We start from the raw sequence: 21,546 nt of genomic DNA on the forward strand, positions 1-21,546 counted from the left end.
GCTAAACACGGGGGCTGCGCGGCGGACACGCCGACGTCACAGCTACTGCCACGCCATTTTTGCAGAACTTGACGCACACAACTTCGCCAGGGCTCGCTCATCGCGGGCAGGGCGGCGCCGACTCTGCGTGGGGACGGTCGTTACCTGATACCGAGCGGCACCTCGAACTGCCAGGCCGAGCGACCGGCTCCGTCTGGAATCGGGGGAAACGGAGAAGCCCGGCGGACCGCGTCGAGAGCGGCCTTGTCCAGCGCGGCAACACCTGAACTGCCCGTCAGCCTGGCCGACCGGACGCTGCCGTTCGAACCGACGGTAAAGGCAACCGTGGCTGTGCCCGTGGCGCGCGTGCGTGTCGAATTGAAGGCCCGCACCAGCTTTGATCGGATCTTGCCGGGGTAGTTTGTGACGGCTGCATTGCCGATGCCGGACTTGCCGCCCCTGCTGGCGGTCAGGATCTTGCCGTCCTTCCTGCCGTCGGCCGTGCCGCGCGCGACATCCATTTCGTCACGGCCGCCGGAGCCGGTCTTTTTCTTCTTGGAATCGGCTTTGGCAAGTGCCTTGCCCGCCTTCTTGCGCGAGACCGGCTTTTCAGGCTCGGTCGGTTCGGCTTTCCCGGCCGGCTTGTTCTTTGCGGTTGCCTTCTTCGGCTGCTTGGGCTTCGGCCTTTCCGGCTTCGGTTCTTCCGCCGCGACAACGGTCTCGACCGTCTGAACCGTTTCGGCCGGCGCCGGGTCGGCTGGTGCCGGAGCACTCGTCTCGGCAGGATCGGCCGTTTCGACCGTGCTGACTGGCGGCGGCACGGCATTGTCGTCAGGGGGCACCAGCCTGTCGGTCGCAAGGATGTCGGGCGAGGGGTCCTGGCGCGCCGGCTGGACCGGTCGCGCAGGCGCGGGCTCGGTGCGATCGGCAAGAGGAGCAGTTTCCGTGGCGGCCTCGCTGACCGGTTCGACCACATCTTTTTCCGAAGCTTCCGCCGCATCGGTGACCGGCTGGAGCGTCTCCTCTGCCGCGGTTGCCTGTGCCTCAACTGTTTCGACGGGCTTGGCGTCGAGCATGGTCACCATCGTTACGTTGGTCACTTCCGGGTCGTCTCCGACATCGCCGGCCGCCTTCTGCGGATCGGCACCGAGCAGCATTTCGCCTTGCTGGTCGGCACCTTCGATGCTTGGCCTGTCGTCCGGCAGGGTGAGAAAGGCCAGCGCCACCGCTGCGTGAAATGCGCAAGAGCAGGCGATCGCCACCGTCCAGTTGCGGCGCCGCTGCATCTGTCGTGCCTGCCGCAATGGCTCCGCCGGCACCGCAGTCAATTCGCCGTCGGCATCGGCGATGTAACTGTCTTCCGGTCTGTCGCGCGGCGAAACATGCAGCACCCCGCGAAGGATGGCGAAATCGGGATCGTCCGGTTCCGGCGGCAGGAAACCGGCCAATGGCCACGCCAGGGTGTTTCGCGCGAATGCCGGTTCCAGTCCCAAATTCAGACCCCGAAGGCGATGCCGGTCCTGGTCTGCGTCTTCAGCCCGCGCATGCAGGCATTCGGCTCGGCGCCGGCGCATTCCGTGGCGCTGTTGATCAACACGCGGCTGACCTTGCCGCAATCGGTGCCGGCAAGGTCGAAACGCGTCACCTTGGTCTTGCCTGCAGGCAGCTCCTTGAAATCGAGCACGGTCAGCCGGTCGACGACGCCGGCCTCGTTGAACAACGCGATCTCGAACGCCGCCTTGGAAAGACCGGCGCCGAGATTGTTGGTGACCACGAAGGTTAGGCGGCAGCCCTTGTCGGATGGCTGCGCGCCGTTCAGCTCGAGGATCAGCGCCGGCGCTTGCTGCTGTGTCCATGCCGGAGCCGCCGCAAGCGACATAGCCACCTGCGCGGCCAACAGACGAAGGGATGCTGTCACGCCTTGCCTCATCGTCAGCCTCCAAACCGCATGGTCGCCGCCAGCTTCAGGGTGACGCCGGGCTCGTAGACGATACTCGTGGTCGACGCGTTCAGTGGGTTGGCGTATTTGACGTCGAACAGATTGTCGGCGCGGAAATCGACCTTGAAATTGTCGGTCGCCTGGTAGCTGGCGAAGGCATTGACCAGCGTATAGTCCTTGGCCACCGCGTTGCCCTGCGGCTTGCCGTTGTATTGCACCTCGCCGCCGACAGTCAGCCTGTCCTCGAGGAAGCGAAAGCCGAGTTGCCCGGTGACCTGGGAGGAGGGGACGGTGACAAGGTCCGCCCGCTCGCCTTCATAGGAAATCGTGTGGCCATCGGTGAACGACGCCGAAAGCCCGGCAAAGCCCCAGGCTGCGTCATAGACGCCCTCCATCTCGAAGCCGTGGATCTTGGCCTTGGCGAAATTCTGATACTGGAAGCAGATCGGGATGCCCGGACCGAACGGGCAGCCGCTGGTCGGGTCGAACGCCGATAGCGTCACGCCGTCGATGTAATCGTCGACATTGTTGTTGAAATAGGCCGCCTTCAGCCGCAGCGCGTCGTCGGCCTCGATGACGCCGTTGGTGCTGTAGTTGACGCCAAACTCCACGGTCTTGCCGGTTTCGGGCTTGAGATTGGGATTGGGGAGGAACGGGAAGCTGACGCCTGCCGGATGATTGCCGCTGATCAGGGTCTCCGATAGCGAAGGGGAACGGTAGCCTTCTGCGTAAGTGCCGTAGAATTGCAGGCCGGAAAGGCTGGCGCTTTCGAAGGGCGAAATGCCCACTGTGATGCGTGGCGACAGCCGGTCGCCAGAGGTTTCGCCGACATCGCTGTCTAGCTTGTAGCTGTCGTAACGCAGCCCGGCGATGACCTCGAGCCGGTCCCAGGTGAGCTTGTCCTGGACGTATGCGCCGGAGACGTTTCTATCGCCCGAGGGCGTGTAGAAACTGTCGCCGCCCGCCGTGCCGCCTGTCTCGACATCGTCGCCAACCCAGTCGCCGCCATAGGTCAGCTCATGCGCGATTCCAACGGTCTCGAATCTCGACGTGTTCCAGATGTCGATGCCGGAGGTGCCGATGTCGAACGTCGATTTCGAACCCGCCGGCAAAACCACGGGCAGACCGGTGACCGGATCAAACCGGTTTTGCGCCACAAGGGTCGTCAGATCGAGCTTGGTCTTGTTGTAAGAGGCGTTGATGTGGAGATCGAGCCAGCTCTTGTCTTCGTCGGTGATGTTGTAGCGGGCCGTGAAGGTATTCGCCTTCAGGTCGGCGTCGTTCACCGGCGCGCTGCCGCTGGTCTCGGTCCATCCGTCGTTCGAGCCGACCCAGCCGAGCTTCAGCTCGCTGTTTTCGCTGGGGCGGATGGTCGTCTTGAGGAGGCCGCTCAAGACGTCGAAGCCAGTGCCCGCTACAGTGTCGCCGCCGCCATGCTTGTAGTCGTCATAGTCGCGGTAGACGATGTTGCCGAGCACGTCCCAGTTCTCGTTTATCCGGTAGGCGCCGGTGGCGCTGGTGGTCCAGCCTTCACCGTTGGTTTCGTAACGCCCGGTCGCGGATGCCGCCCAGGTCTCGTCGGGCTTGAGGAAATCCTGAGCATCCTTGGTATCGAAAAAGACGACGCCGCCGATCGCCCCGGAGCCGTAGGTATTGGCGACCGGACCGCGGATCACGTCGACGGATTTGATCAATTCGGGATCGATGTAGAAGGTCGATTGCGTGCCGTGATCCGAGCGCTGGAAATTCTGGCGGGCACCGTCGACGATGACGGAGACGCGGCCGAAGTCCTGCAGGCCGCGGATGTTGATGCTGGAGCTGACACGCCTTGCGTCGGCCTGGACGGCGACACCCGGCACACCGAACAGCATGTCGTTGGGCGTCGTCGCCGTGCGGCGCTCTAGCTGTTCCTCGTCGACATGGCTGGCTGAAGCAAGCGACTCGATCGCCGTCTCGCCGGTGCGGCTGAGGATCAGGATCTTGTCGAGCAGCGTGGCACCCGCCGGGGCGGGCTTTGCCTGTTCTGGCGGTTGAGACGGGTCAGTCTGCTGCTGGTCGGCTGCCGGTTGGGCAGCCTGCTGGGCGCCGGCCGGTGCGGCGAGCAGCGGGATCGCCGCGGCGCCGGCCAGCAACGCGGCCATTTTGCTTGTCATAAAACAGTGTGCCAGGCCGCTGCCCGCCGGCCGTCCCCAATTCGCCAACCCCATGCTGCAACTCCAAGAATCCATGTTCGATGCTGGCTGGCTTGGGGCTCGCTGGCATTTTTCATCGCGTCCGGCGTCTTAAATGTTGACTCACTTACTCCGGTATTGCACTGCTAGATAACATGACCATTCGAGTCAAGAATTGAATCGGCATTTCACGCAGGCGCCGAGCCAGATGCCCGGCACAGAACAGGGAGCGAACCCATGAACACGCACAATCCCAGCGACTTTCGCTATCGCGTCCGCCGTTCCGACGAAAATTCCGTCCGTTTCGAACGGGTCCAATCGGCCGTGAGAACGCTGTCCAGCAACACGCTGTTCCAGGGCGAGCACGAGATCGGCATCGAACATCACGGTGCGCTGTATCGGCTGAAGATCACCCGGCAGGGCAAGCTCATCCTCAACAAGTAGGTGGTGGAAATGGACCAGCGCGTAAAACCCGCCCCGCACGAGATCCGACGGGCACGGGTAGACAATCCGAAAATGCGCGAGCGCGACCTCGCCGCCCAACTCGGTATTTCGGAGGCCGAACTGGTCGCCGCGCATTGCGGCGACGGGGTCGTGCGGGTCGAGCCGCGTGTCAACGACCTTTTGACTGGTCTCGAAGCTGTCGGTGAGGTGATGGCGCTGACCCGCAACGAAAGCGCGGTGCACGAGAAGATCGGCGTCTACGACAAGGTCGTCACCGGCAATCACAATGCCATGGTGCTCGGCGAAAACATCGACCTGCGCATCTTCCCGAAAGTCTGGGCGCACGGCTTTGCGGTGGAAAAGCGCGACGGCGCCGACATCCGTCGCAGCCTGCAGTTCTTCGACGCCGCAGGCGAGGCGATGCACAAGGTGCATCTCAGACCCGCATCCAACCTCTATGCCTATCAGAAGCTGGTGGCAGGGCTGGAATCTCCGAACCAGGAACCGACGGTGGCGATTTCAGCGGGCGCGGCTGACGACGAGATCGAGACTGCGGACAATTCGGCCAGCGTCGAGGATCTGCGCGACCGCTGGAGCCAACTAACCGACGTGCATCAGTTCTTCGGCATGCTGAAGACACTGAAGCTCAGCCGCCGGCAGGCGGTGCGCTTGGTCGGCCAGGATTATGCCTGGCTGGTCGATAACGATGCGGTGAGCGCCATGTTCAACCACGCCGCCGCTGGCGCCATGCCGATCATGTGCTTTGTCGGCAATCGCGGCTGCATCCAGATCCATTCCGGCCCCGTCGCCTCGATCAAGCCGATGGGACCATGGCTCAATGTGCTCGACGAGACCTTCCATCTGCACCTGCGGACCGACCACATCGATGAGGTCTGGGCCGTGCGTAAGCCGACCAAGGACGGCCATGTCACGTCGCTCGAAATCTATGGCACCGACGGCAAGATGATCATCCAGTTCTTCGGTAAGCGGCATGAGGGCGAAAGCGAGCGCGAAGACTGGCGCTTTCTGGCCGAAAACCTGCCGCGTATCCCAAGCCCGACCGCAGCCTGAGGAAACGATGATGGTTCTTTTCTCCAGGCTGGTCTCCAGGTCGGCGCTTGGTCCTGCGGCCGCTGTTTTCCTGGCGTTCGCCGTGCTGATGCCGGCTCAGGCCGCCGAAGGCATCGCGACTTTTGCCGACCGCTCGAGGATCGTGGCCATCGGCGGCTCGATCACCGAGATCGTCTACGCGCTCGGCGAACAGGATCGCCTTGTCGCGCGCGATTCGACCAGCCGCTATCCGCAAGCGGCGGCGGAACTGCCGGATGTCGGCTACATGCGCCAGCTGTCGCCGGAGGGTGTGCTGTCGGTCAATCCGTCGGGTATATTGGCCCTGCACGGAAGCGGACCGAAGGAAGCCGTCGACGTGCTGAAGAAATCGAGCATCCCGTTCATCGAGATGCCCGAGCGCTATGATAATCAAGGCATTCTGGAAAAGATCCACATCGTCGGCAAGGCGCTCGGCGTCGAGGCCAAGGCCGATGCGCTGGCAGCCCAGATCGACGCCAAGCTGAAGGCAGCCGAAAAGCAGACCGCCTCGATCAAGGAGCGCAAGCGCATCCTGTTCGTGCTGTCGATGCAGGGCGGCAAGCTGCTCGCCGCCGGCAGCGACACCGCAGCCGACGGCATCATCAAGCTTGCGGGCGGCATCAACGCCATCGACGGCTTTGCCGGCTACAAGCAATTGTCGGACGAGGCAGTCATCACCGCCAGGCCGGACGTGATCCTGATGATGAACAATGCCGGACCGGCCACCGCGGATGACGAATTGTTTTCGAACCCTGTCGTGGCTTCGACGCCGGCGGGTGCCGCCCGCAAGCTGATCCGCATGGACGGCGGCTATCTGCTCGGCTTCGGCCCGCGCACGGCCGACGCTATCCACGATCTCGCCGTCTCACTCTATGGCGGCCAGGTCACGGATTGAGCGCGATGGCCGATCATTCGATCGCTGGTGCGACGGGCATCATGGCGACGGCAGCCGAGGGTGACCGTTCGCGGCGCGCCCGCCTCGTCATCGTGCTGCTCTGCGTCGGGCTGGCTATCGCCGTGCTGTTGTCGCTGACCTCCGGCGCATCCGATGCCTCGGCCATCGGCGTCATGCACGACTGGCTGTTCGGCGCGTTGCCCGGCGACACGGCATTGAGCGCCCGCGACCACCTGATCATCCATGACATCCGTCTGCCACGCGTCATTCTGGGCGTACTGATCGGCGCATCGCTTGCCGTCTCCGGTGCCGTCATGCAGGGGCTGTTCCGCAATCCGCTGGCCGACCCCGGCCTGATCGGCGTTTCGGCGGGATCGAGCCTCGGTGCGGTCGCCGTCATCGTGCTTGGCTCAACCATGCTGGCGCCGCTGACCTCGGCGCTCGGCACGCTGGCTCTGCCGCTGGCTGCGTTCTGCGGCGGGCTGGCGACGACATTGCTGCTCTATCAGGTCGCGACACGGCAAGGCCGGACCTCGGTCGCCACCATGCTGCTCGCCGGCATCGCGCTGGCGGCGCTTGCCATGGCGCTGACCGGCATCCTGATCTTCATGGCCGACGACCGGCAATTGCGCGACCTGACCTTCTGGCAGCTCGGCTCGCTGGGCGGCGCAACCTGGCAAAAAATCGGCTCCGTCGGGCCGATCATCGTGCTGGCGCTGACGGCAATGCCGTTCCTGGCGCGCGGCCTCAACGCGCTGGCGCTTGGCGAGGCCACGGCCGGCCATCTCGGCATTCCGGTGCAGCGGCTGAAATACACCGCGATCGTCGGCGTCTCGGCAGCGGTCGGCGCGTCGGTCGCCGTCAGCGGCGGCATCGGTTTTGTCGGCATCGTCGTGCCGCATTTGCTGCGCCTGCTGATCGGCCCCGACAACCGTTACCTGCTGCCGGCATCGGCGCTGCTCGGCGCCGCGCTGCTGCTGTTGGCCGACGCCGTTGCCCGCACCATCGTTGCCCCGGCCGAATTGCCGATTGGGATCGTCACCGCGGTCGCCGGTGCCCCGTTCTTCCTGTGGATCCTGCTGCGTAAGCGCGGCGTCATCGACCTGTGAGAGACCGTTTGGAAACTCTACTCTGGCGGCCATCTGATGGCGTTTTCTGCGCTTCCGGTGCTCACGGACCCAAATGTCCGCTCCGCTCCGGTTCTCGAAACCACCACCATATGACTCGCCAGAGCGAATTTCGAAACAGTCTCTAAGAGGGTTTTATGATCGAAGCGCGCGATGTCTCGGTGGCGATCGGCGGCAAGCGCATTGTCGCCAATGTCGATTTCGAGGCGCGGCCGGGCGAAATCGCGGCCATTGTCGGCCCCAACGGTTCGGGCAAGACGACCTTCCTCAGAGCACTGTCCGGCGATCTTGGCTATTCGGGAGAGGTCACCATCAACGGCCGCAATCTATCGGCGATGAAGCCGGTCGAGGCGGCGACGGTGCGCGCGGTGCTGCCGCAGGCGACGACGCTGTCCTTCCCGTTCACTGTGCGTGAGATCGTCAGGCTGGGCCTGGTCGGCGGGCGCTCCGGCGCGCTGCCCGGCGAGGACCAGCGCCTGCCCGAACGCGCGCTGGCGCGCGTCGACCTCGACGGTTTTGCCGGCCGCTTCTACCAGGAGCTGTCCGGCGGCGAGCAGCAGCGCGTGCAGCTTGCCCGCGTGCTCTGCCAGGTCTGGGAGCCGGTGCTCGACGGCAAGCCGCGCTATCTGTTCCTCGACGAGCCGGTGTCCAGCCTCGACATCAAACACCAGCTGATCATCATGGACATCGCGCGTGATTTCGCCAGACGGGGCGGCGGCGTGGTCGCCATCCTGCACGACCTCAATTTGACGGCGATGTATGCCGACCGGATTTTCGTCATGCATCGCGGCAGGCTCGCCGCTACAGGTTCGCCGCAACAGGTACTCAGCGACGAGCTGATCGAAAAGGTCTTCGATTGCCGGCTGAAGGTCGGTGTGTTGCCGGCAGGAAACATGCCGTTCGTTTTGCCGCAATCGGCAGCTTAGGCAATCAGAAAAATCAGGCGGCCGGCGCCCGTTGCACCAGCATGTCGATGCCGAGCAGGTGTCGCACATTCGGGCGCGCCGCCACCAGATCGGCGATCGTGTAGCGCGACAGCACGGCGAAGAAGGCGTTGAGCGCTTCGCGCAATGCCGAATTCAAGGCGCAGCTGTCGACCAGCGGGCATTCGGCGGCGTCGTTCTCGAAGCACTCGGCCATGGCAAAGCTTTCCTCCGTCACCCGCACGACATCGAACAGGCTGATCGTTTCGGCCGCGCGACCGAGCCTGACGCCGCCATTCCTGCCGCGCACCGTTTCGATCAAGCCGTTTTCGACCAGTGGCTGCAGGATCTTGAACAGGAAAAGTTCCGATACCGAATAGGCGGCGGCGATCTCGGGGATGCGGCTCAGCCGTTCGGTATTGGCGGCGCAATACATCAGAATGCGCATGGCGTAGTTGGTCTGACGGGTAAGCCGCATTGTGTCCTCACATAACAGTGGTTGGCGTCAATATGGCCTATAGTTTGGAACAATTCCAGACTGGCGCTGCATAATAGATGAATTCAGGCGTCAAGTTTGCATGCGCGATTGCGCGCACCGGGATCAGCGGCGCGCTTTCTGTGGGAAGCGACATTAGATAAGTTCGCATGATCGATCAGGAGCGGCCCACCATGTCACGACCAGCCCCGGTTCTTGCATCCGTCGCGTTCGCCCGGTTCGACACCGACGCCGATGCCAAGCTTTCGGCGCTCAGGCGCACCAAGTTCGCTGCCACCGCAGCACTTGCGTTTTGCGTGCTGATCTTTGCGGCGGCGAAATCGTTCGAGAGCCGGCATGCGTGGTTGGGCTTTGTTGCCGCTTTCGCCGAGGCGGCGACGATCGGCGGGCTGGCCGACTGGTATGCGGTGGTAGCGCTGTTTCGGCGGCCACTCGGCCTGCCGATCCCGCATACGGCTATCATCCCGGAGAACCAGAACCGAATCGCCGACAATCTCGGCCGCTTCATCGAGGTCAATTTCCTGGCGCCGGAGCCGGTGCGCGAAAAGCTCGCCGAAGTCGATTTTTCCGCGCTGGTCGCGGACTGGCTGGCCGACCCGAACCGCGCCGCCGACCTGTCGCGTTTTGTCGGCCGGCTGGTGCCGCAGACGCTGGCGGCGGTCGAGCAATCCGGACTGCGCGGCTTCGTCACCAGCCGTATGCTGGAGCAGATCGAAAAGGTGCCGCTGGCGCCGCTCGCCGCCGAGTTGCTGTCGGCGCTGACTGACGATCGCCGCCACCAGAAACTATTCGACGAGTTCACCAAGGTGGTCGGCCGCTTCTTGAGCGACGAGCAGGCGCTGGCGACGATGCGCGAGAAGATCCGCGAGGAACTGCCGTCGCTGTTCAACCTGTTTCGCGCCGACGCCTATCTGTTGAAGAAGATCGTTGCGTCGGCCGGCTCGCTGCTCGATGAAGTGCGCGCCGATCCGCACCATCCAATGCGCGCCGAATTCGACCTTTTCGTCGCGACTTTCGTCGAGCGGCTGAGGACATCCAAACAATATGCCAGGCGCGCCGAAAAGCTGAAGCGAGATTTCCTCGCCCGGCCGGAACTCAGCGCTCTGGCCGGCGACATGTGGGAGAGCCTGCGGCTGTTCATCGAGCAGGACGCCAAGGCGCCGAATTCGATGATCCGCGACCATCTCGCCACCATGTTCGTCGAGGTCGGCCGCCATCTTGCCGACGACGCGCAGATCAGGGCCGACATGAACCAGGGGTTCATCGTGGCGCTGGCATCCTTCGTCGAAAGCCAGAAGAGCGGCGTGTCCAAATTCATCGCCGACCAGGTCAAGCGCTGGGACCTCGCGCAACTGACAAGGCTGATCGAGATGAACATCGGCAAGGACCTGCAATATATCCGCTTCAACGGCATGATCATCGGTGGCCTTGCCGGGCTCGTGCTCTACGCCGCCGAACGGCTGTTTCTCGTCGGCTGACCTCGTCCGAATGGACCGCTGAGCTTCGCTGCACTATCTTCCGTACAGTGGCGGCGTTCACTGCAACAGGGGGAGAGTACCAGCATGGCAAAACGACCGGATTCCGAGTCCTTTATCGACATGTTCGGCAAGTTCGGCCGCGACCTGAAGCTGCCGAATGTCGACGTCGAGGCGATCCTCGCTCACCACGCCAAGAACCTGGAAGCGCTGGAGAAGTCGGCCAGGGCGAGTGCCGCCGGAGCGTCGGCGCTGTTGTCCAGGCAACGCGAGATGCTACAGGACACACTGCGCGAAATCACCGACATGGCACAAAACTACAGGGCGCCCGGCAATCCCCAGGAAATGATGCAGAAGCAGGCGGCGTTCGCCAGGAGATCCTTCGAGACCGCGCTGAAGAATGCCGGCGAGATGGCCGAACTGGCGAGGGCGTCCGGCACCGAATCCATCGAAATCCTGCGCAGCCGCATCAAGGAGGCGATGGAGGAGATCCGCGCCGGCCACGACAAGAAATAAGCTGTTCCCCAGCAGCACGCTTGCCGGCGGCGAAGACTGGCGGTTCGCGGCCGAAGATTATGGGCTGGAATCGCACTGCCGAATTGACAGGGGCGGCCCGTCGTGGTCCGGAACAGGCAAGCGATCGGGAAAGCAGGAATGACGCAGATACGGCCCACGACGCCGCCGACCTTCGAGCAACTCAGGGCGATGGCCGGGCAGGAATTAGGCGTTTCGGACTGGACGCTGGTCGATCAGCACCGCATCGACCAGTTTGCCGAATGCACGGGGGATCATCAATGGATCCATGTCGATCCCGAGCGGGCGAAGCGGCAAAGCCCGTTTCGCACGACGATCGCGCATGGCTATCTGACCCTGTCGATCATCGGCGCGCTGGCGCTCGAGATGGGCATCGTCCCCGAAAACACGCAGGCCGCCTTCAACTACGGCTTCGACAAAGTGCGTTTCGTGGCGCCAGTCAGGGTCGGCTCGCGAATCAGGCTGCGCACCACGCTGTTGTCGATGGAAGACAAAGGCCCGGGGCAATATCTGATGAAGGCTTCCAATACGGTCGAGATCGAAGGCGAGCAGAGGCCGGCGCTGACCGCCGAGACGCTCGTCATGCTTTACGCACGCCGCAAGCGGGCCGGCTAGAGTCTTTCACGTTTTGACGGAAGCGTAGCCGGCGTTTGCGAAGTAGTTGTTGCATTCGGTTGCCTCGATCGTTTCAACGAGGTGGCCGATGTGGCGCCAAGTGTCCTCGACGGTACGCTTCTGCGCTTGGCGCATCCAGTGTTTGATTTTGGCAAAGGCCTGCTCGATCGGGTTGAGGTCGGGAGAGTAGGGCGGCAAATACCAAAGCCTGGCGCCGGCGGCCTTGATCATCTGTCTGATGGCGGCCGACTTATGGCTTCCCAGATTATCCATGATGACGATATCGCCGGGCTTCAGCACGGTGATGAGCTGTTGCTCGACATAGGCGCGGAAGCATTGGCCGTTGATCGGGCCGTCGAAGACGCAAGGTGCCGCGAGCCTATCGCAGCGTAGCGCGCCGAGGAAGGTCAGCGTGCGCCAGTGGCCGTGCGGGGCCAAGCCGCGCAGCCGCTTGCCCTTCGGCCCCCAACCGCGCAGCGGAGCCATGTTGGTCTTGATCCAGGTCTCATCGATGAAGACCAGATGCTGCGGATCGAGGCCGGCCTGCCAAGAGCGCCATCGCTGACGCCTGCGGGCAATATCGGCGCGCGCCTGCTCAAGGGCGAACAGCGTTTTTTTTGAAGCTCAGGCCCTCGCGCCTCAAGAACATCCAGACCGCGTTGTGCGAGACCTTGACCCGCGTGCGGCCAACTCATCCTTCAGACCGTGCAGCGTCAGATGCGGTGTCTCACGCAGCCGCGCCTCGATGAAGGCACGGTGCGGCTCCAGCACCCTCTTGCGATGTCCGCCCATCTTGCCAGGCGCAACCGAGCCAGTCGCCCGATGGCGCTGCAACAACTTCACCGCCGCCGAAACCGAAATGCCGAACCGTTTCGCGGCCGACCGGCGGCTCTCGCCACCCAAAACCGCCGCTACAACACGTTCGCGAAGATCATCCGAAAGCGGTCGCGTCATCCGATGCTGGCCTCCACTCCAGCCAGCATCTTGAATCACAGAACCGACTGATCGGGAATCCCCTTCGATTCCGTCAAATCAGGAACCGCTCTAGAGACCGTTTGGAAACTCTACTCTGGCGGCCATCTGATGGCGTTTTCTGCGCTTCCGGCCTTCGCCGGCCGAAGCACTGATCAGCGGTCGTGGCAGTTAAGGCTACGGCCGGCGTAGGCCGGTGCTCACGGACCTAAATGTCCGCTGCGCTCCGGTTCTCGAAACCACCACCATATGACTCGCCAGAGCGAATTTCGAAACAGTCTCCGAGGACACGGGCTCAGACAGGCGTGCGGCGGTGCAAATCAGCGCGACATCGCCTCTTCAAGCGCCCTGAAAATCCGGTCGTCTCCGGACTGGGCGACGTTGAAGCGCATGAAACGGCTGGCCGACCGAGACAGGCTGAACGCATTGCCGGGCGCAAGCACGACGTTGGCCGACAAAGCGTGACGGGCGACGTCCGCGGCATCTATCCCCTCCGGCAGCCTGCACCATAAAAACATGCCGGCCGGCTGATCTATCCATGGCATGATGCCGATCGCTCCCAGGCGGGTGCTGGTTTCTTCCATGGCGCGCGAGAGCCGCGCGCGCAGCAGGTCGACGTGCTTGCGATAGAGGCCGTCCTTCAGCAGCGTCAGCACCAGTTCGGATGCAAGCCGCCCGCTGCCAAAGGACGTGGCGATCTTGAGATCGGTCAAACCTTCTATCCAGTCGCGAGGAGCGGCGATGAAGCCGCAGCGCACCGATGCCGAAAGCGTCTTGGAGAAGCTTCCGATATGGATGACCCGGCTGAGGCCGTCGAAGGCCGCCAGCCGGGGCGCGGGCGTATGTTCAAAATCTGCGAAGATATCGTCCTCGATGATGGTCAGCCCCGACTGATCGGCGAGCTTCAGCACCCGATGGGCAACGACGGGCGACAATATCGCGCCGGTCGGATTGTGGAGCGCGGAATTGGTGATGTAGAGGCGCGGCCGGTGCTCGTTCAGCGCTTGCGCGAACAACTCGATGTCCGGACCCGAGCGCGTGTAGGGGACGCTGATCACCTTGGCCCGATGGGCGCGCAACAGGGCATGGAAGTTGAAATAGCAGGGATCGTCGACCAACACGGTGTCACCCGGTTCGAGCAGAAACCTACACAGCAGGTCGATCGCCTGGGTGCCCGATTCCGTCAGCATGATCTGGTCCGGGGAGGCTTCGATACCGTGCTCGGCCATGCGCCGCGTCAGCAGATGGCGCAGCGCCGGCAAGCCGAGCGGCGTGCCGTAATCGGTCAGCGCGGCATCGTCGGCGCGGGCCATGGTCCGCAGTGCCCGGCGCAATCCGGCCTCGGGCATCCATGCCGCCGGCAACCAGCCGCAACCGGGTTTGAGCACACCGTCGCCGGCTTCCAGCGATTGGCGCGAGACCCACAGCGGGTCGACAGCACGGTCAAGCCTGGGGCCGATCTCGGCCAGCGACAGCGGAGCCAACTGTCCGGCGGCATAGAAACCCGAGCCTGGCCGCGAGCGGATCATGCCTTCCGCCGCTAGACGCTCATAGGCTTCGACCACGGTGGACTTGGAAACCTGCATGGCCTTGGCGAAAGCCCGGATCGAAGGCAGCCGCGTTCCCGGTGTCAGGCTGCGCGCAGCGATCCTGTGCCTGATCGTCGCCATGACGCTTTCGACAAGCGTCCGGCTGCCCTCATCTGTTATCGTCTGCTCGTCCATCCGTACTGCTCAGCCTACCATGACGGTTTTGTCGAACTGTACCTCATTGTCTCTGGCGGAGCCATACGCCCGGCCCGATAGAGGGCGAAACAAGCGGGGCATCGATGGACAAGGTGGCAAGTGGCTGGGCGGCGAGTGGTTGGGCGGCGAGTAGCTGGGCGGCGGGCGGCTGGGTCAACGGGTTCATAGGCGTGCTGATCTTCAGCGGTTCGCTTCCGGCGACGCGCGTGGCGGTGATGGATTTCGATCCGGTGTTCGTGACGGTCGCCCGTGCGGCTTCGGCGGGCATTCTCGGCCTCGCGCTGCTGCTCGTTTTTCGCCAGAAGCGACCGGAGCGGCAAGATCTGTTCTCGCTGGCGATCGTCGCGCTTGGCGTCGTGGTCGGCTTTCCCTTGCTGACGGCGCTGGCGCTCAAGCACATCAATTCGGCTCACTCGATCATTTTCGTCGGCCTGTTGCCGTTGGCGACCGCGATCTTCGGCGTGGTTCGAGGCGGTGATCGCCCGAAACCGGCGTTCTGGCTGTTCTCGTGTCTCGGCAGCGCCCTTGTTGCCGGTTTTGCAGTGACGCAAGGCCTCTCGGTCTCGCCGCTCGGCGACATCTTGATGCTGGCCGCCATCATCGTGTGCGGATTGGGCTATGCCGAAGGAGCGGCGCTGTCGCGCAAGCTCGGCGGCTGGCAGGTGATCTCGTGGGCGCTGGTGCTGTCGCTGCCGGTCATGCTGGCGCTGACGTTCATCACCATGCCGCCGTCGCTCGAAAGTGCCGGCAGGGGCGCGTGGATAGGTTTGGCGTATGTGTCGCTGTTCAGCATGCTGATCGGTTTCGTGTTCTGGTATCGCGGCCTGGCGCAAGGCGGCATCGCCGCGGTCGGGCAGCTGCAACTGCTGCAGCCTTTCTTCGGCCTTGGGCTGGCGGCAGCGCTGCTGCATGAGCAGGTCAGTCCCGCCATGATCGCCGTCACCGCCGCCGTCGTGCTTTGCGTCGTCGGCGCCAAGAGATATGCGAGATAGGTGCGCCGGCGCAGTCTTGAACTCGATACAATCGCGTCCAGTTGATACCAAGAGCTGCCGACCTGGCGGAACGGCGTCTCCGAGGCGCCGAATCGGCCAGCGTGGCGCAAGGCGCGAAGTGGGCCTTGCGCGGCGTGGAGAAAAAGGGGCAATTTTGGTGCCTGGGATCCAGAAGATACGCTTGTCCTCGGGCGGCGACGTGGCCGTCCGGACGGCCGGTGACGCTTCCAAGCCCGCGCTCGTCCTGCTGCACGGCTTCCCTAGCTCCTCGCGGACGTTTCGCGACGTGATCGCGCCGCTTTGCGGCAGCGTCTATGTCGTGGCGCCTGACCTGCCGGGCTTCGGCGCGTCCGATCTGCCGCCCGAGCCGTCGGTCGACATGCTGGCCAGCGCGATTGAAGAGCTGCTCTCGCGTCTCAACGTTGGCCGCAGGTTCCTCTATTTGCATGATTTCGGAGCCCCGGTGGCGCTTCATCTCGCCATGCGCGCTCCGGAACTCGTCGAAGGCCTTATCATCCAGAATGCCAATGCCCACCGCTCTGGCTTTGGTCCCCAATGGGCAGACACATTGGACTTCTGGGCTGCGCCGAATGCTGCGAACGAGCAAGCCGCCACCGCCCATCTGACCCTTGAGGGAACCCGCGACCAGTATGTCGCCGGCTTACCAGCCGAGATCGCGGCGCAGATCGATCCAGGTGGTTGGATTGAAGACTGGCGGGTCATGTGCCTGCCGGGACGACTTGATCTGCAGAAGGCGCTCATTGCCGATTACGGCCGATATGTCGACCGGTTCGGGGAGGTGGCTGGTTATCTGGCGAAGCGTCAACCCCGAGCGATGCTTCTTTGGGGTCGCCACGATGCCTTCTTCGAAATTGCAGAAGTTCAGTCGTGGCTTATGGATCTTCCCCGGATGGAGGCTCACGTCTTCGACGCAGGCCATTTCCTTCTGGAGACGCATGCGCTCAGGGTTGCTGAACTGATGCTGGAGTTTGTCGCTGGCGCCTCAGCTAAGCGTGTTGGCCGCGGCGGGTCGAGATAACCGCAAGGATCAGCGCCGCCACTATCAGGGCCGTCGCGACCTGGAAAGTGACCTGCATGCCGAGTGCGGCTGCCGCAGATGCCAATACCTGCCGACCGGTGCCTTCGCTTCCGCCGGCCGATGCGAAGGCAAACACCGCGCCCATCACCGACGCACCGGTGATCAGGCCGAGATTGCGCGACAGATTGAGCAGGCCGGAGACCACGCCGCGCTGGTCGGATGCGACGCCGGTCATCACGGCCGAATTGTTGGCGGTCTGAAACAGGCTGTAGCCGGTGCAGACGATGATGATCGGCACGACATAGCCGGCAATGCCGAATTCTGCCTGCGACAGAGCAAAGGTACCAATAGCGAGATCGAGCAGGCCGAGGATCATCATCCGGTTCGCTCCGAAACGATCAACCAGACGCCCGGCCGGCAGCGCCGCCAACGCGGTAACCAGAGGCCCGGCCGACAGAACCAGCCCGACCATGGCTGCGTCCAGCCCAAGCGCGCGCGACAGATAGAATGGCGCGACCACCAGCGTCGCCATCATCACGGTGGTGACGACCAGGCTCATGGCGAGGCTTGCGTTCAACGCCTGGTCGCGGAACCTGGCAGGCTGGATCAAAGGGTTCTCGACCCTTGTCTGCGCAATGACGAACAGCAGGCCACCCACGGCGGCGGCAACCAGCAAGCCGACATTGAGAGAACCAAAACTGCCGCGCCCAAGGGTCATGGCGAGCGCATAGGCGGCTAGCGTCAGCGCGAGCAAGGCCGTGCCGATGCCGTCGAAATCGCGCCGATCTCGTTCCGCTGACTTTTTTCCAGCCGGCAGGACGCGAGAGGCGAGCGCGAAGGCCAGCGCCCCCAACGGCAGATTGATGAGGAAGATCGCTCGCCAGCCGAGGCCGGCGATCAGCAGTCCGCCAAGCGAGGGGCCAAGCGTGGTGCCGATCGCGGACATGGCGCCGAGCAGGCCCATGGCGCTGCCGGTTTTTTCCCGGGGAACCGTGTCGGCGATAAAGGCCAGCGTCAGAGCCATCATGACGGCCGCGCCGAGCCCCTGTGCCGCCCTTGCGGCAATCAGCAGCCAGAGCGTCGGCGCGAGCCCGCAAAGCACCGATGCGAAGGTGAACAGGCCAATGCCGCCGAGCAATAGCGGGCGGCGGCCGAATATATCGGCGAGTCGCCCGGCGCTGACGATCAAGGTGGTGATGGCGAGCAGATAGGCAAGAACGACCCATTGCACGAGCTGGAACGATGCGCCGAATGCCTGCATCAGCGATGGCAGCCCGACGCTGGCGATGCTGGTGGCGAGCGACGACAGCAGCGTTGAAAGCGACAGGCTGGCCAACGCCCATCGGGCCGAGCGGACGCTCACCGGGGCCGTTTCATTCCCGATCTTTTCAGCCCCGATCTTTTCAGCCCAGGCCTTTTCAGCCCAGCTCTTTTCAGCGGTCGATGCCACGGTGAACTCCTCTGCCGGCAAGCCCCAAAACCGGAGCTGTCGGAAGCTATTCCCTTGCTTGATGTGGCGAAAGGCGCAGCATTTGCATCTTATTCGTGCATGAAACGCCACATCACCGCTGAGCTGTGCTATGGTCCTTCCATGCCGTCACCCGATCTCAATCTGCTTGTCGCCCTCGATGTGCTGCTGAGTGAAGGCAGCGTCGCCCGTGCTGCCGCGCGGCTGCACCTCAGTCCGTCGGCGATGAGCCGGACGCTGGCGCGGCTGCGCCAAGCGACAGGCGATCCATTGCTGGTCCGGGCCGGTCGTGGCCTGGTTGCGACACCGCGCGCGCAGGAATTGCAGCAGCAGGTAGGCCGCGTCGTGCAGGAAGCTGAAGCGCTCCTGCGCCCGGCCATCCTCCTCGACCTCTCAGGTCTCGACAGGGTTTTTACGCTGCGCGCCAATGAAAGCTTCGTCGAGGAGTTCGCGCCGCGTCTCGTCGCCCGTATCGAAGCGGATGCGCCTGGCGTGCGGCTGCGTTTTGCGCCGAAATCCGACAAGAACGACATGTCGCTGCGCGACGCAGGGATTGATCTCGAAATCGGGGTTGCCGGTGAAACGAGCCCCGAAATGCGCATTCAGGCGCTGTTTCGCGACCGCTTCATCGGTGCGGTGCGAACGGGCCATGAGCTGAGCGAGGGTCCAGTGACGCCGGAACGCTATGCGGCCGGCCGCCACATCAGCGTTTCGCGGCGTGGCCGCGAAAAAGGCCCGATCGATGAGGCCTTGAAACTGCTGGGTCTCCAGCGGACGATTGTGTGCATGGTTTCCAGCTTCTCGGCCACGCTCGCCATGGCGCGCGCCTCCGATTTGATCGCCAGCGTCCCCGAGCGGCACACGCTAGGCGCGCGCACGGGCATGTTCAGCTTTCCGTTGCTGGTCGATGTTGCCGAGGTCACGATCTCGATGCTCTGGCATCCGCGGCTCGATGCCGATCCGGCGCAACGCTGGTTACGCGCCTGCGTGCGGGAGGTCTGCGCCTTTCTCCGCTAATCCAGACTCGGGTCGCTGATCTGGAATCGGGTCACCACGCCGATGCCGATGCCTTCGAAGCCGCCCATCGCCATCAATGCGGCCGGCGCCTCCTCGAGGCTGATCTTCTTGCCGACCAGCAGTTCGGGCTTAAGCTTGCCGGTGCGGATCATCTCCATCATCGCCTGGTAGCGAAAGGCCTGCATGCCGTGGCTGCCGCGGATCTCGAGCTCGAAGGCGATCACCTTGTCCATCGGTATCTGCGGCCTGGCATGCTCGCCGAGCATCAGGCCGACCTGCACATGGCGGCCGCGCCGGCGCAGGTTCGCGATCGAGTTGAACGACGTCGTCGGATGGCCGAGCGCGTCCATCGACATATGGGCGCCGCCATTGGTGATCTGCTTGACCGCCTTGACCACGTTCGGCGTCTTTGCCGCGTTGATCGTCGCCACCGCGCCGATCGTTTTGGCGAACTCCAGCTTCTCGTCGGTGAGGTCGATGGCGACGACATTGGCGCCCATGGCGCTGGCGATCATGATCGCCGACAGGCCGACGCCGCCGCAGCCATGCACGGCCACCCATTCGCCGGGCGTCACCCGGCCCTGGTCAACGATGGCGCGGAACGAGGTGACGAAGCGGCAGCCGAGGCTGGCGGCGGTGGCGAATTCCATCTCGTCGGGCAAGCGCACGAGATTGGTGTCGGCATGGTCGATGGCGACATATTCGGCGAACGACCCCCAGGCACTGAAGCCGGGCTGGAACTGGTGCTCGCAGACCTGGTGGTTGCCCGAGGTGCATTCGAAGCAGCGGCCGCAGCCGACGGCGAACGGCACGGTGACGCGCTCGCCGGCCTTCCAGCGGCTCACCTGGCTGCCTGTGGAGACCACGACGCCCGCCAGTTCGTGGCCCGGCACATGCGGCAGGCGGATACCGTCGTCGTGGCCCATCCAGCCATGCCAGTCGCTGCGGCAGAGGCCAGTCGCCTCGACCTTGATGACGACGCCTTCCGGCGAAGGCGTCGGATCCGGCACCGTCTGGATCGTCGGCGCCTCGCCGAATTTTTCGAAGACGACGGCTTTCATCGGCAGTTCCTCATGACTTCATGCAATTTTGCGGTTTACTCGGCATCGATCTGGTTCTCCGGCGCCGCCTTCCAGAACGCCGGCAGCGCCATGCAGGCGGCGTGGATGCGCGAGATCGTCGGGTAGGGCGTCATGTCGACGCCGAAACGGGCATTGCTGGTGACCTGTGCGACGAGGCAGATGTCGGCCAATCCCGGCGTGTCGCCATGGCAGAAGGTCTTTGTCTCGGGCGCGGAAGCCAGAATCTTTTCAAGCGGCTGGAAACCTTCGTTCACCCAATGCCGGAACCAGTTGGCGACATCCTGGTCGCCGGCGCCGAACAGCGTCCGCAACGAGGTCAGCACGCGCAGATTGTTCACCGGATGGATGTCGCAGGCGATCATCTGCGCCAGCATCCTGACGCGAGCCCGGCCCGGTGCATCCTTGGGCAGCAGCGGCGGCTCTGGCGTGGTCTCGTCGAGAAATTCGATGATCGCCAGCGACTGCGTCAGCAGCGTGCCGTCGCCCAGGACCAGCGCCGGCACCAGCCCTTGCGGATTGACCGCGAGGTAGGCGGGCTCCCGATGCTCGCCGTGCCGCAAATGATGCGGCACGTAGTCGTAGGTCAGGCCCTTCATCTCCAGCGCGATCCGCACCCGGTAAGACGTCGAGGAGCGGTAGTAGTTGTGAAGGACGATGTCGCTCATCAGATCATGGGTCCGGCTGGCCGATGGTCAGTTCGATTTCGCCGATGCCGTCGACGCCGCCGGTGATCTTTTCGCCCGGCCCAACGGCGCCGACGCCAGCCGGCGTTCCGGTGAAGATCAGGTCGCCGGGTTTAAGCTCTACCGCCTCGCTGCAAATCGAGACGATGTCGGGAACCGGCCAGATCAGTTCGGCAAGGTCGCCGTCCTGCCTGATCTTGCCGTTGACGGCGAGCCAGATACGGCCCTTTTCGGGATGGCCGGATGTTTGTGCCGGAACCAGCGGGCCGCAGGGCGCCGAACGGTCGAAGGCTTTCGACCAGTCCCACGGTCGTGCCGCCTTCTTCGCCTCGTCCTGAAGGTCGCGGCGGGTCAGGTCGACACCGACGCCGTAGCCCCAGACATGGTTCAGCGCCCGCTCGCGCCGGATGCGGAAGCCGGCTCCGCCGATCGCGACGACTAGCTCGATTTCGTGATGCAGGTTTTGGGTCAGCGGCGGGTAGGGGATGATCGTGCCCGAACCGACCACCGCATCGACCACTGCGTCGCCTGGCTTGGTGAAGAAGAAGGGCGGGTCGCGCTCATCATTGCCGAGCTCGCGGGCATGGGCGGCGTAGTTGCGGCCGACGCAGAAGATGCGACGCACCGCAAAACGCTGCGGCGAGCCGGCGACGGCCACCGACGGGGTTGCGGGCAGGGGGAGGGCGAAGTCTGTCATGCACTGTCTCTGCTTCAGTGAATCTGTCGCCGGCACATTCGGCCGATTTGGATCACCGGGCAAGGCATTGCATTTCAGAAGAGCTACGCCCCGCCGCGCGGCGCGGCCTGAATTTAGTCGCTCGTGTCCTCGTCCGTGCCCTGACGGGCGGGCTCGGAGAGCCT

Annotated in this window: 20 protein-coding genes and 1 pseudogene; 11 read left to right on the forward strand and 10 right to left on the reverse strand. The window is 63.9% G+C overall.

Features of this window, described 5'->3' with window-relative positions; all coding sequences use genetic code 11:
- Positions 1-140: 140 nt before the first annotated feature.
- The 3 genes from NKH43_RS31635 to NKH43_RS31645 are packed head-to-tail and all read right to left on the reverse strand — an operon-like array spanning position 141 to position 4,125.
- Complete coding sequence (locus NKH43_RS31635) at positions 141-1,427, reverse strand: TonB family protein (protein WP_352861472.1); 1,287 nt, start codon at positions 1,425-1,427, stop codon at positions 141-143.
- 47 nt (positions 1,428-1,474) lie between these two features.
- Positions 1,475-1,909: a hypothetical protein gene (locus tag NKH43_RS31640; protein ID WP_352861474.1), complete on the reverse strand. Its 435-nt coding sequence runs from the start codon at positions 1,907-1,909 to the stop codon at positions 1,475-1,477.
- Between the two features lie 2 nt (positions 1,910-1,911).
- Positions 1,912-4,125: a TonB-dependent hemoglobin/transferrin/lactoferrin family receptor gene (locus NKH43_RS31645; RefSeq protein ID WP_502906526.1), complete on the reverse strand. Its 2,214-nt coding sequence runs from the start codon at positions 4,123-4,125 to the stop codon at positions 1,912-1,914.
- Positions 4,126-4,326: 201 nt separating this feature from the next.
- Between NKH43_RS31645 and hemP the strand changes: the two genes are divergently transcribed.
- The 5 genes from hemP to NKH43_RS31670 all read left to right on the forward strand — a co-directional run bounded on the left by hemP (position 4,327) and on the right by NKH43_RS31670 (position 8,570).
- Positions 4,327-4,533, forward strand: coding sequence for a hemin uptake protein HemP (hemP, locus tag NKH43_RS31650; RefSeq protein ID WP_023720005.1), 207 nt, complete (start codon positions 4,327-4,329; stop codon positions 4,531-4,533).
- A 9-nt stretch (positions 4,534-4,542) separates the two neighbouring features.
- Complete coding sequence (locus NKH43_RS31655) at positions 4,543-5,604, forward strand: hemin-degrading factor (RefSeq protein WP_352861478.1); 1,062 nt, start codon at positions 4,543-4,545, stop codon at positions 5,602-5,604.
- Positions 5,605-5,614: 10 nt separating this feature from the next.
- A complete protein-coding gene (locus tag NKH43_RS31660) occupies positions 5,615-6,517 on the forward strand; it encodes a heme/hemin ABC transporter substrate-binding protein (RefSeq protein ID WP_352861528.1) in 903 nt (300 codons plus the stop codon).
- Positions 6,518-6,522: 5 nt separating this feature from the next.
- On the forward strand, positions 6,523-7,626 hold the full coding sequence (locus NKH43_RS31665; RefSeq protein WP_352861480.1) for a FecCD family ABC transporter permease: 1,104 nt from the start codon (positions 6,523-6,525) through the stop codon (positions 7,624-7,626).
- A 155-nt stretch (positions 7,627-7,781) separates the two neighbouring features.
- Positions 7,782-8,570, forward strand: coding sequence for a heme ABC transporter ATP-binding protein (locus tag NKH43_RS31670; protein ID WP_352861481.1), 789 nt, complete (start codon positions 7,782-7,784; stop codon positions 8,568-8,570).
- A gap of 13 nt (positions 8,571-8,583) precedes the next feature.
- Here NKH43_RS31670 and rirA read toward each other — a convergent pair whose 3' ends face one another.
- A complete protein-coding gene (rirA, locus tag NKH43_RS31675; RefSeq protein WP_023720010.1) occupies positions 8,584-9,045 on the reverse strand; it encodes an iron-responsive transcriptional regulator RirA in 462 nt (153 codons plus the stop codon).
- A 191-nt stretch (positions 9,046-9,236) separates the two neighbouring features.
- On the opposite strand from rirA, the gene NKH43_RS31680 reads away from it, so the two are divergent.
- The 3 genes from NKH43_RS31680 to NKH43_RS31690 all read left to right on the forward strand — a co-directional run bounded on the left by NKH43_RS31680 (position 9,237) and on the right by NKH43_RS31690 (position 11,687).
- Entirely contained in the window at positions 9,237-10,541 is a 1,305-nt protein-coding gene (locus NKH43_RS31680) for a DUF445 domain-containing protein (RefSeq protein ID WP_352861482.1), read from the forward strand.
- A gap of 84 nt (positions 10,542-10,625) precedes the next feature.
- Complete coding sequence (locus NKH43_RS31685) at positions 10,626-11,054, forward strand: phasin family protein (protein WP_023720012.1); 429 nt, start codon at positions 10,626-10,628, stop codon at positions 11,052-11,054.
- Between the two features lie 138 nt (positions 11,055-11,192).
- A complete protein-coding gene (locus tag NKH43_RS31690) occupies positions 11,193-11,687 on the forward strand; it encodes a MaoC family dehydratase (protein ID WP_352861483.1) in 495 nt (164 codons plus the stop codon).
- A gap of 6 nt (positions 11,688-11,693) precedes the next feature.
- On the opposite strand, the pseudogene NKH43_RS31695 reads toward NKH43_RS31690, so the two are convergent.
- A pseudogene (locus tag NKH43_RS31695) lies at positions 11,694-12,677 on the reverse strand (IS630 family transposase).
- A gap of 302 nt (positions 12,678-12,979) precedes the next feature.
- Positions 12,980-14,383, reverse strand: coding sequence for an aminotransferase-like domain-containing protein (locus NKH43_RS31700; RefSeq protein WP_352861484.1), 1,404 nt, complete (start codon positions 14,381-14,383; stop codon positions 12,980-12,982).
- Positions 14,384-14,487: 104 nt separating this feature from the next.
- Here NKH43_RS31700 and NKH43_RS31705 point away from each other — a divergent pair, with 104 nt between their 5' ends.
- Positions 14,488-15,396, forward strand: a complete 909-nt coding sequence (locus NKH43_RS31705) for a DMT family transporter (protein ID WP_352861486.1) — start codon at positions 14,488-14,490, stop codon at positions 15,394-15,396.
- Positions 15,397-15,577: 181 nt separating this feature from the next.
- Positions 15,578-16,435, forward strand: coding sequence for an alpha/beta fold hydrolase (locus NKH43_RS31710; protein WP_352861488.1), 858 nt, complete (start codon positions 15,578-15,580; stop codon positions 16,433-16,435).
- Here NKH43_RS31710 and NKH43_RS31715 read toward each other — a convergent pair.
- The gene (locus tag NKH43_RS31715; RefSeq protein ID WP_352861530.1) at positions 16,404-17,834 is read right to left on the reverse strand and encodes an MFS transporter; all 1,431 of its coding nucleotides are present in this window, start codon (positions 17,832-17,834) and stop codon (positions 16,404-16,406) included. The two genes, NKH43_RS31710 and NKH43_RS31715, sit on opposite strands and share 32 nt — an antisense overlap.
- Before the next feature lie 192 nt (positions 17,835-18,026).
- Here NKH43_RS31715 and NKH43_RS31720 point away from each other — a divergent pair, with 192 nt between their 5' ends.
- Positions 18,027-18,920 (forward strand): LysR family transcriptional regulator, encoded by an 894-nt coding sequence (locus NKH43_RS31720; protein WP_352861532.1) that lies wholly within the window; start codon positions 18,027-18,029, stop codon positions 18,918-18,920.
- Here NKH43_RS31720 and NKH43_RS31725 read toward each other — a convergent pair.
- The 3 genes from NKH43_RS31725 to NKH43_RS31735 are packed head-to-tail and all read right to left on the reverse strand — an operon-like array spanning position 18,917 to position 21,382.
- On the reverse strand, positions 18,917-19,981 hold the full coding sequence (locus tag NKH43_RS31725) for a zinc-dependent alcohol dehydrogenase family protein (protein ID WP_352861490.1): 1,065 nt from the start codon (positions 19,979-19,981) through the stop codon (positions 18,917-18,919). The two genes, NKH43_RS31720 and NKH43_RS31725, sit on opposite strands and share 4 nt — an antisense overlap.
- A gap of 35 nt (positions 19,982-20,016) precedes the next feature.
- Positions 20,017-20,667 carry a maleylacetoacetate isomerase gene (gene maiA / locus NKH43_RS31730; RefSeq protein WP_352861492.1) on the reverse strand — a complete coding sequence of 217 codons (651 nt, stop codon included), beginning with the start codon at positions 20,665-20,667 and terminating at the stop codon, positions 20,017-20,019.
- Between the two features lie 4 nt (positions 20,668-20,671).
- Positions 20,672-21,382, reverse strand: a complete 711-nt coding sequence (locus tag NKH43_RS31735; RefSeq protein WP_352861494.1) for a fumarylacetoacetate hydrolase family protein — start codon at positions 21,380-21,382, stop codon at positions 20,672-20,674.
- Positions 21,383-21,546: the final 164 nt, after the last annotated feature.

It is taken from the genome of Mesorhizobium sp. M1163, assembly GCF_040318415.1.
Classification (GTDB): domain Bacteria; phylum Pseudomonadota; class Alphaproteobacteria; order Rhizobiales; family Rhizobiaceae; genus Mesorhizobium.

Excerpts from the sequence above, each read along its gene's own strand:
- NKH43_RS31640 (WP_352861474.1), bottom strand. The coding sequence starts at position 1,909 with ATGAGGCAAGGCGTGACAGCATCCCTTCGTCTGTTGGCCGCGCAGGTG.
- NKH43_RS31645 (WP_502906526.1), bottom strand. The coding sequence starts at position 4,125 with ATGGGGTTGGCGAATTGGGGACGGCCGGCGGGCAGCGGCCTGGCACAC.
- hemP (WP_023720005.1), top strand. The coding sequence starts at position 4,327 with ATGAACACGCACAATCCCAGCGACTTTCGCTATCGCGTCCGCCGTTCC.
- NKH43_RS31655 (WP_352861478.1), top strand. The coding sequence starts at position 4,543 with ATGGACCAGCGCGTAAAACCCGCCCCGCACGAGATCCGACGGGCACGG.
- NKH43_RS31660 (WP_352861528.1), top strand. The coding sequence starts at position 5,615 with ATGGTTCTTTTCTCCAGGCTGGTCTCCAGGTCGGCGCTTGGTCCTGCG.
- NKH43_RS31665 (WP_352861480.1), top strand. The coding sequence starts at position 6,523 with ATGGCCGATCATTCGATCGCTGGTGCGACGGGCATCATGGCGACGGCA.
- NKH43_RS31670 (WP_352861481.1), top strand. The coding sequence starts at position 7,782 with ATGATCGAAGCGCGCGATGTCTCGGTGGCGATCGGCGGCAAGCGCATT.
- rirA (WP_023720010.1), bottom strand. The coding sequence starts at position 9,045 with ATGCGGCTTACCCGTCAGACCAACTACGCCATGCGCATTCTGATGTAT.
- NKH43_RS31680 (WP_352861482.1), top strand. The coding sequence starts at position 9,237 with ATGTCACGACCAGCCCCGGTTCTTGCATCCGTCGCGTTCGCCCGGTTC.
- NKH43_RS31685 (WP_023720012.1), top strand. The coding sequence starts at position 10,626 with ATGGCAAAACGACCGGATTCCGAGTCCTTTATCGACATGTTCGGCAAG.
- NKH43_RS31690 (WP_352861483.1), top strand. The coding sequence starts at position 11,193 with ATGACGCAGATACGGCCCACGACGCCGCCGACCTTCGAGCAACTCAGG.
- NKH43_RS31700 (WP_352861484.1), bottom strand. The coding sequence starts at position 14,383 with ATGGACGAGCAGACGATAACAGATGAGGGCAGCCGGACGCTTGTCGAA.
- NKH43_RS31705 (WP_352861486.1), top strand. The coding sequence starts at position 14,488 with ATGGACAAGGTGGCAAGTGGCTGGGCGGCGAGTGGTTGGGCGGCGAGT.
- NKH43_RS31720 (WP_352861532.1), top strand. The coding sequence starts at position 18,027 with ATGCCGTCACCCGATCTCAATCTGCTTGTCGCCCTCGATGTGCTGCTG.
- NKH43_RS31725 (WP_352861490.1), bottom strand. The coding sequence starts at position 19,981 with ATGAAAGCCGTCGTCTTCGAAAAATTCGGCGAGGCGCCGACGATCCAG.
- maiA (WP_352861492.1), bottom strand. The coding sequence starts at position 20,667 with ATGAGCGACATCGTCCTTCACAACTACTACCGCTCCTCGACGTCTTAC.
- NKH43_RS31735 (WP_352861494.1), bottom strand. The coding sequence starts at position 21,382 with ATGACAGACTTCGCCCTCCCCCTGCCCGCAACCCCGTCGGTGGCCGTC.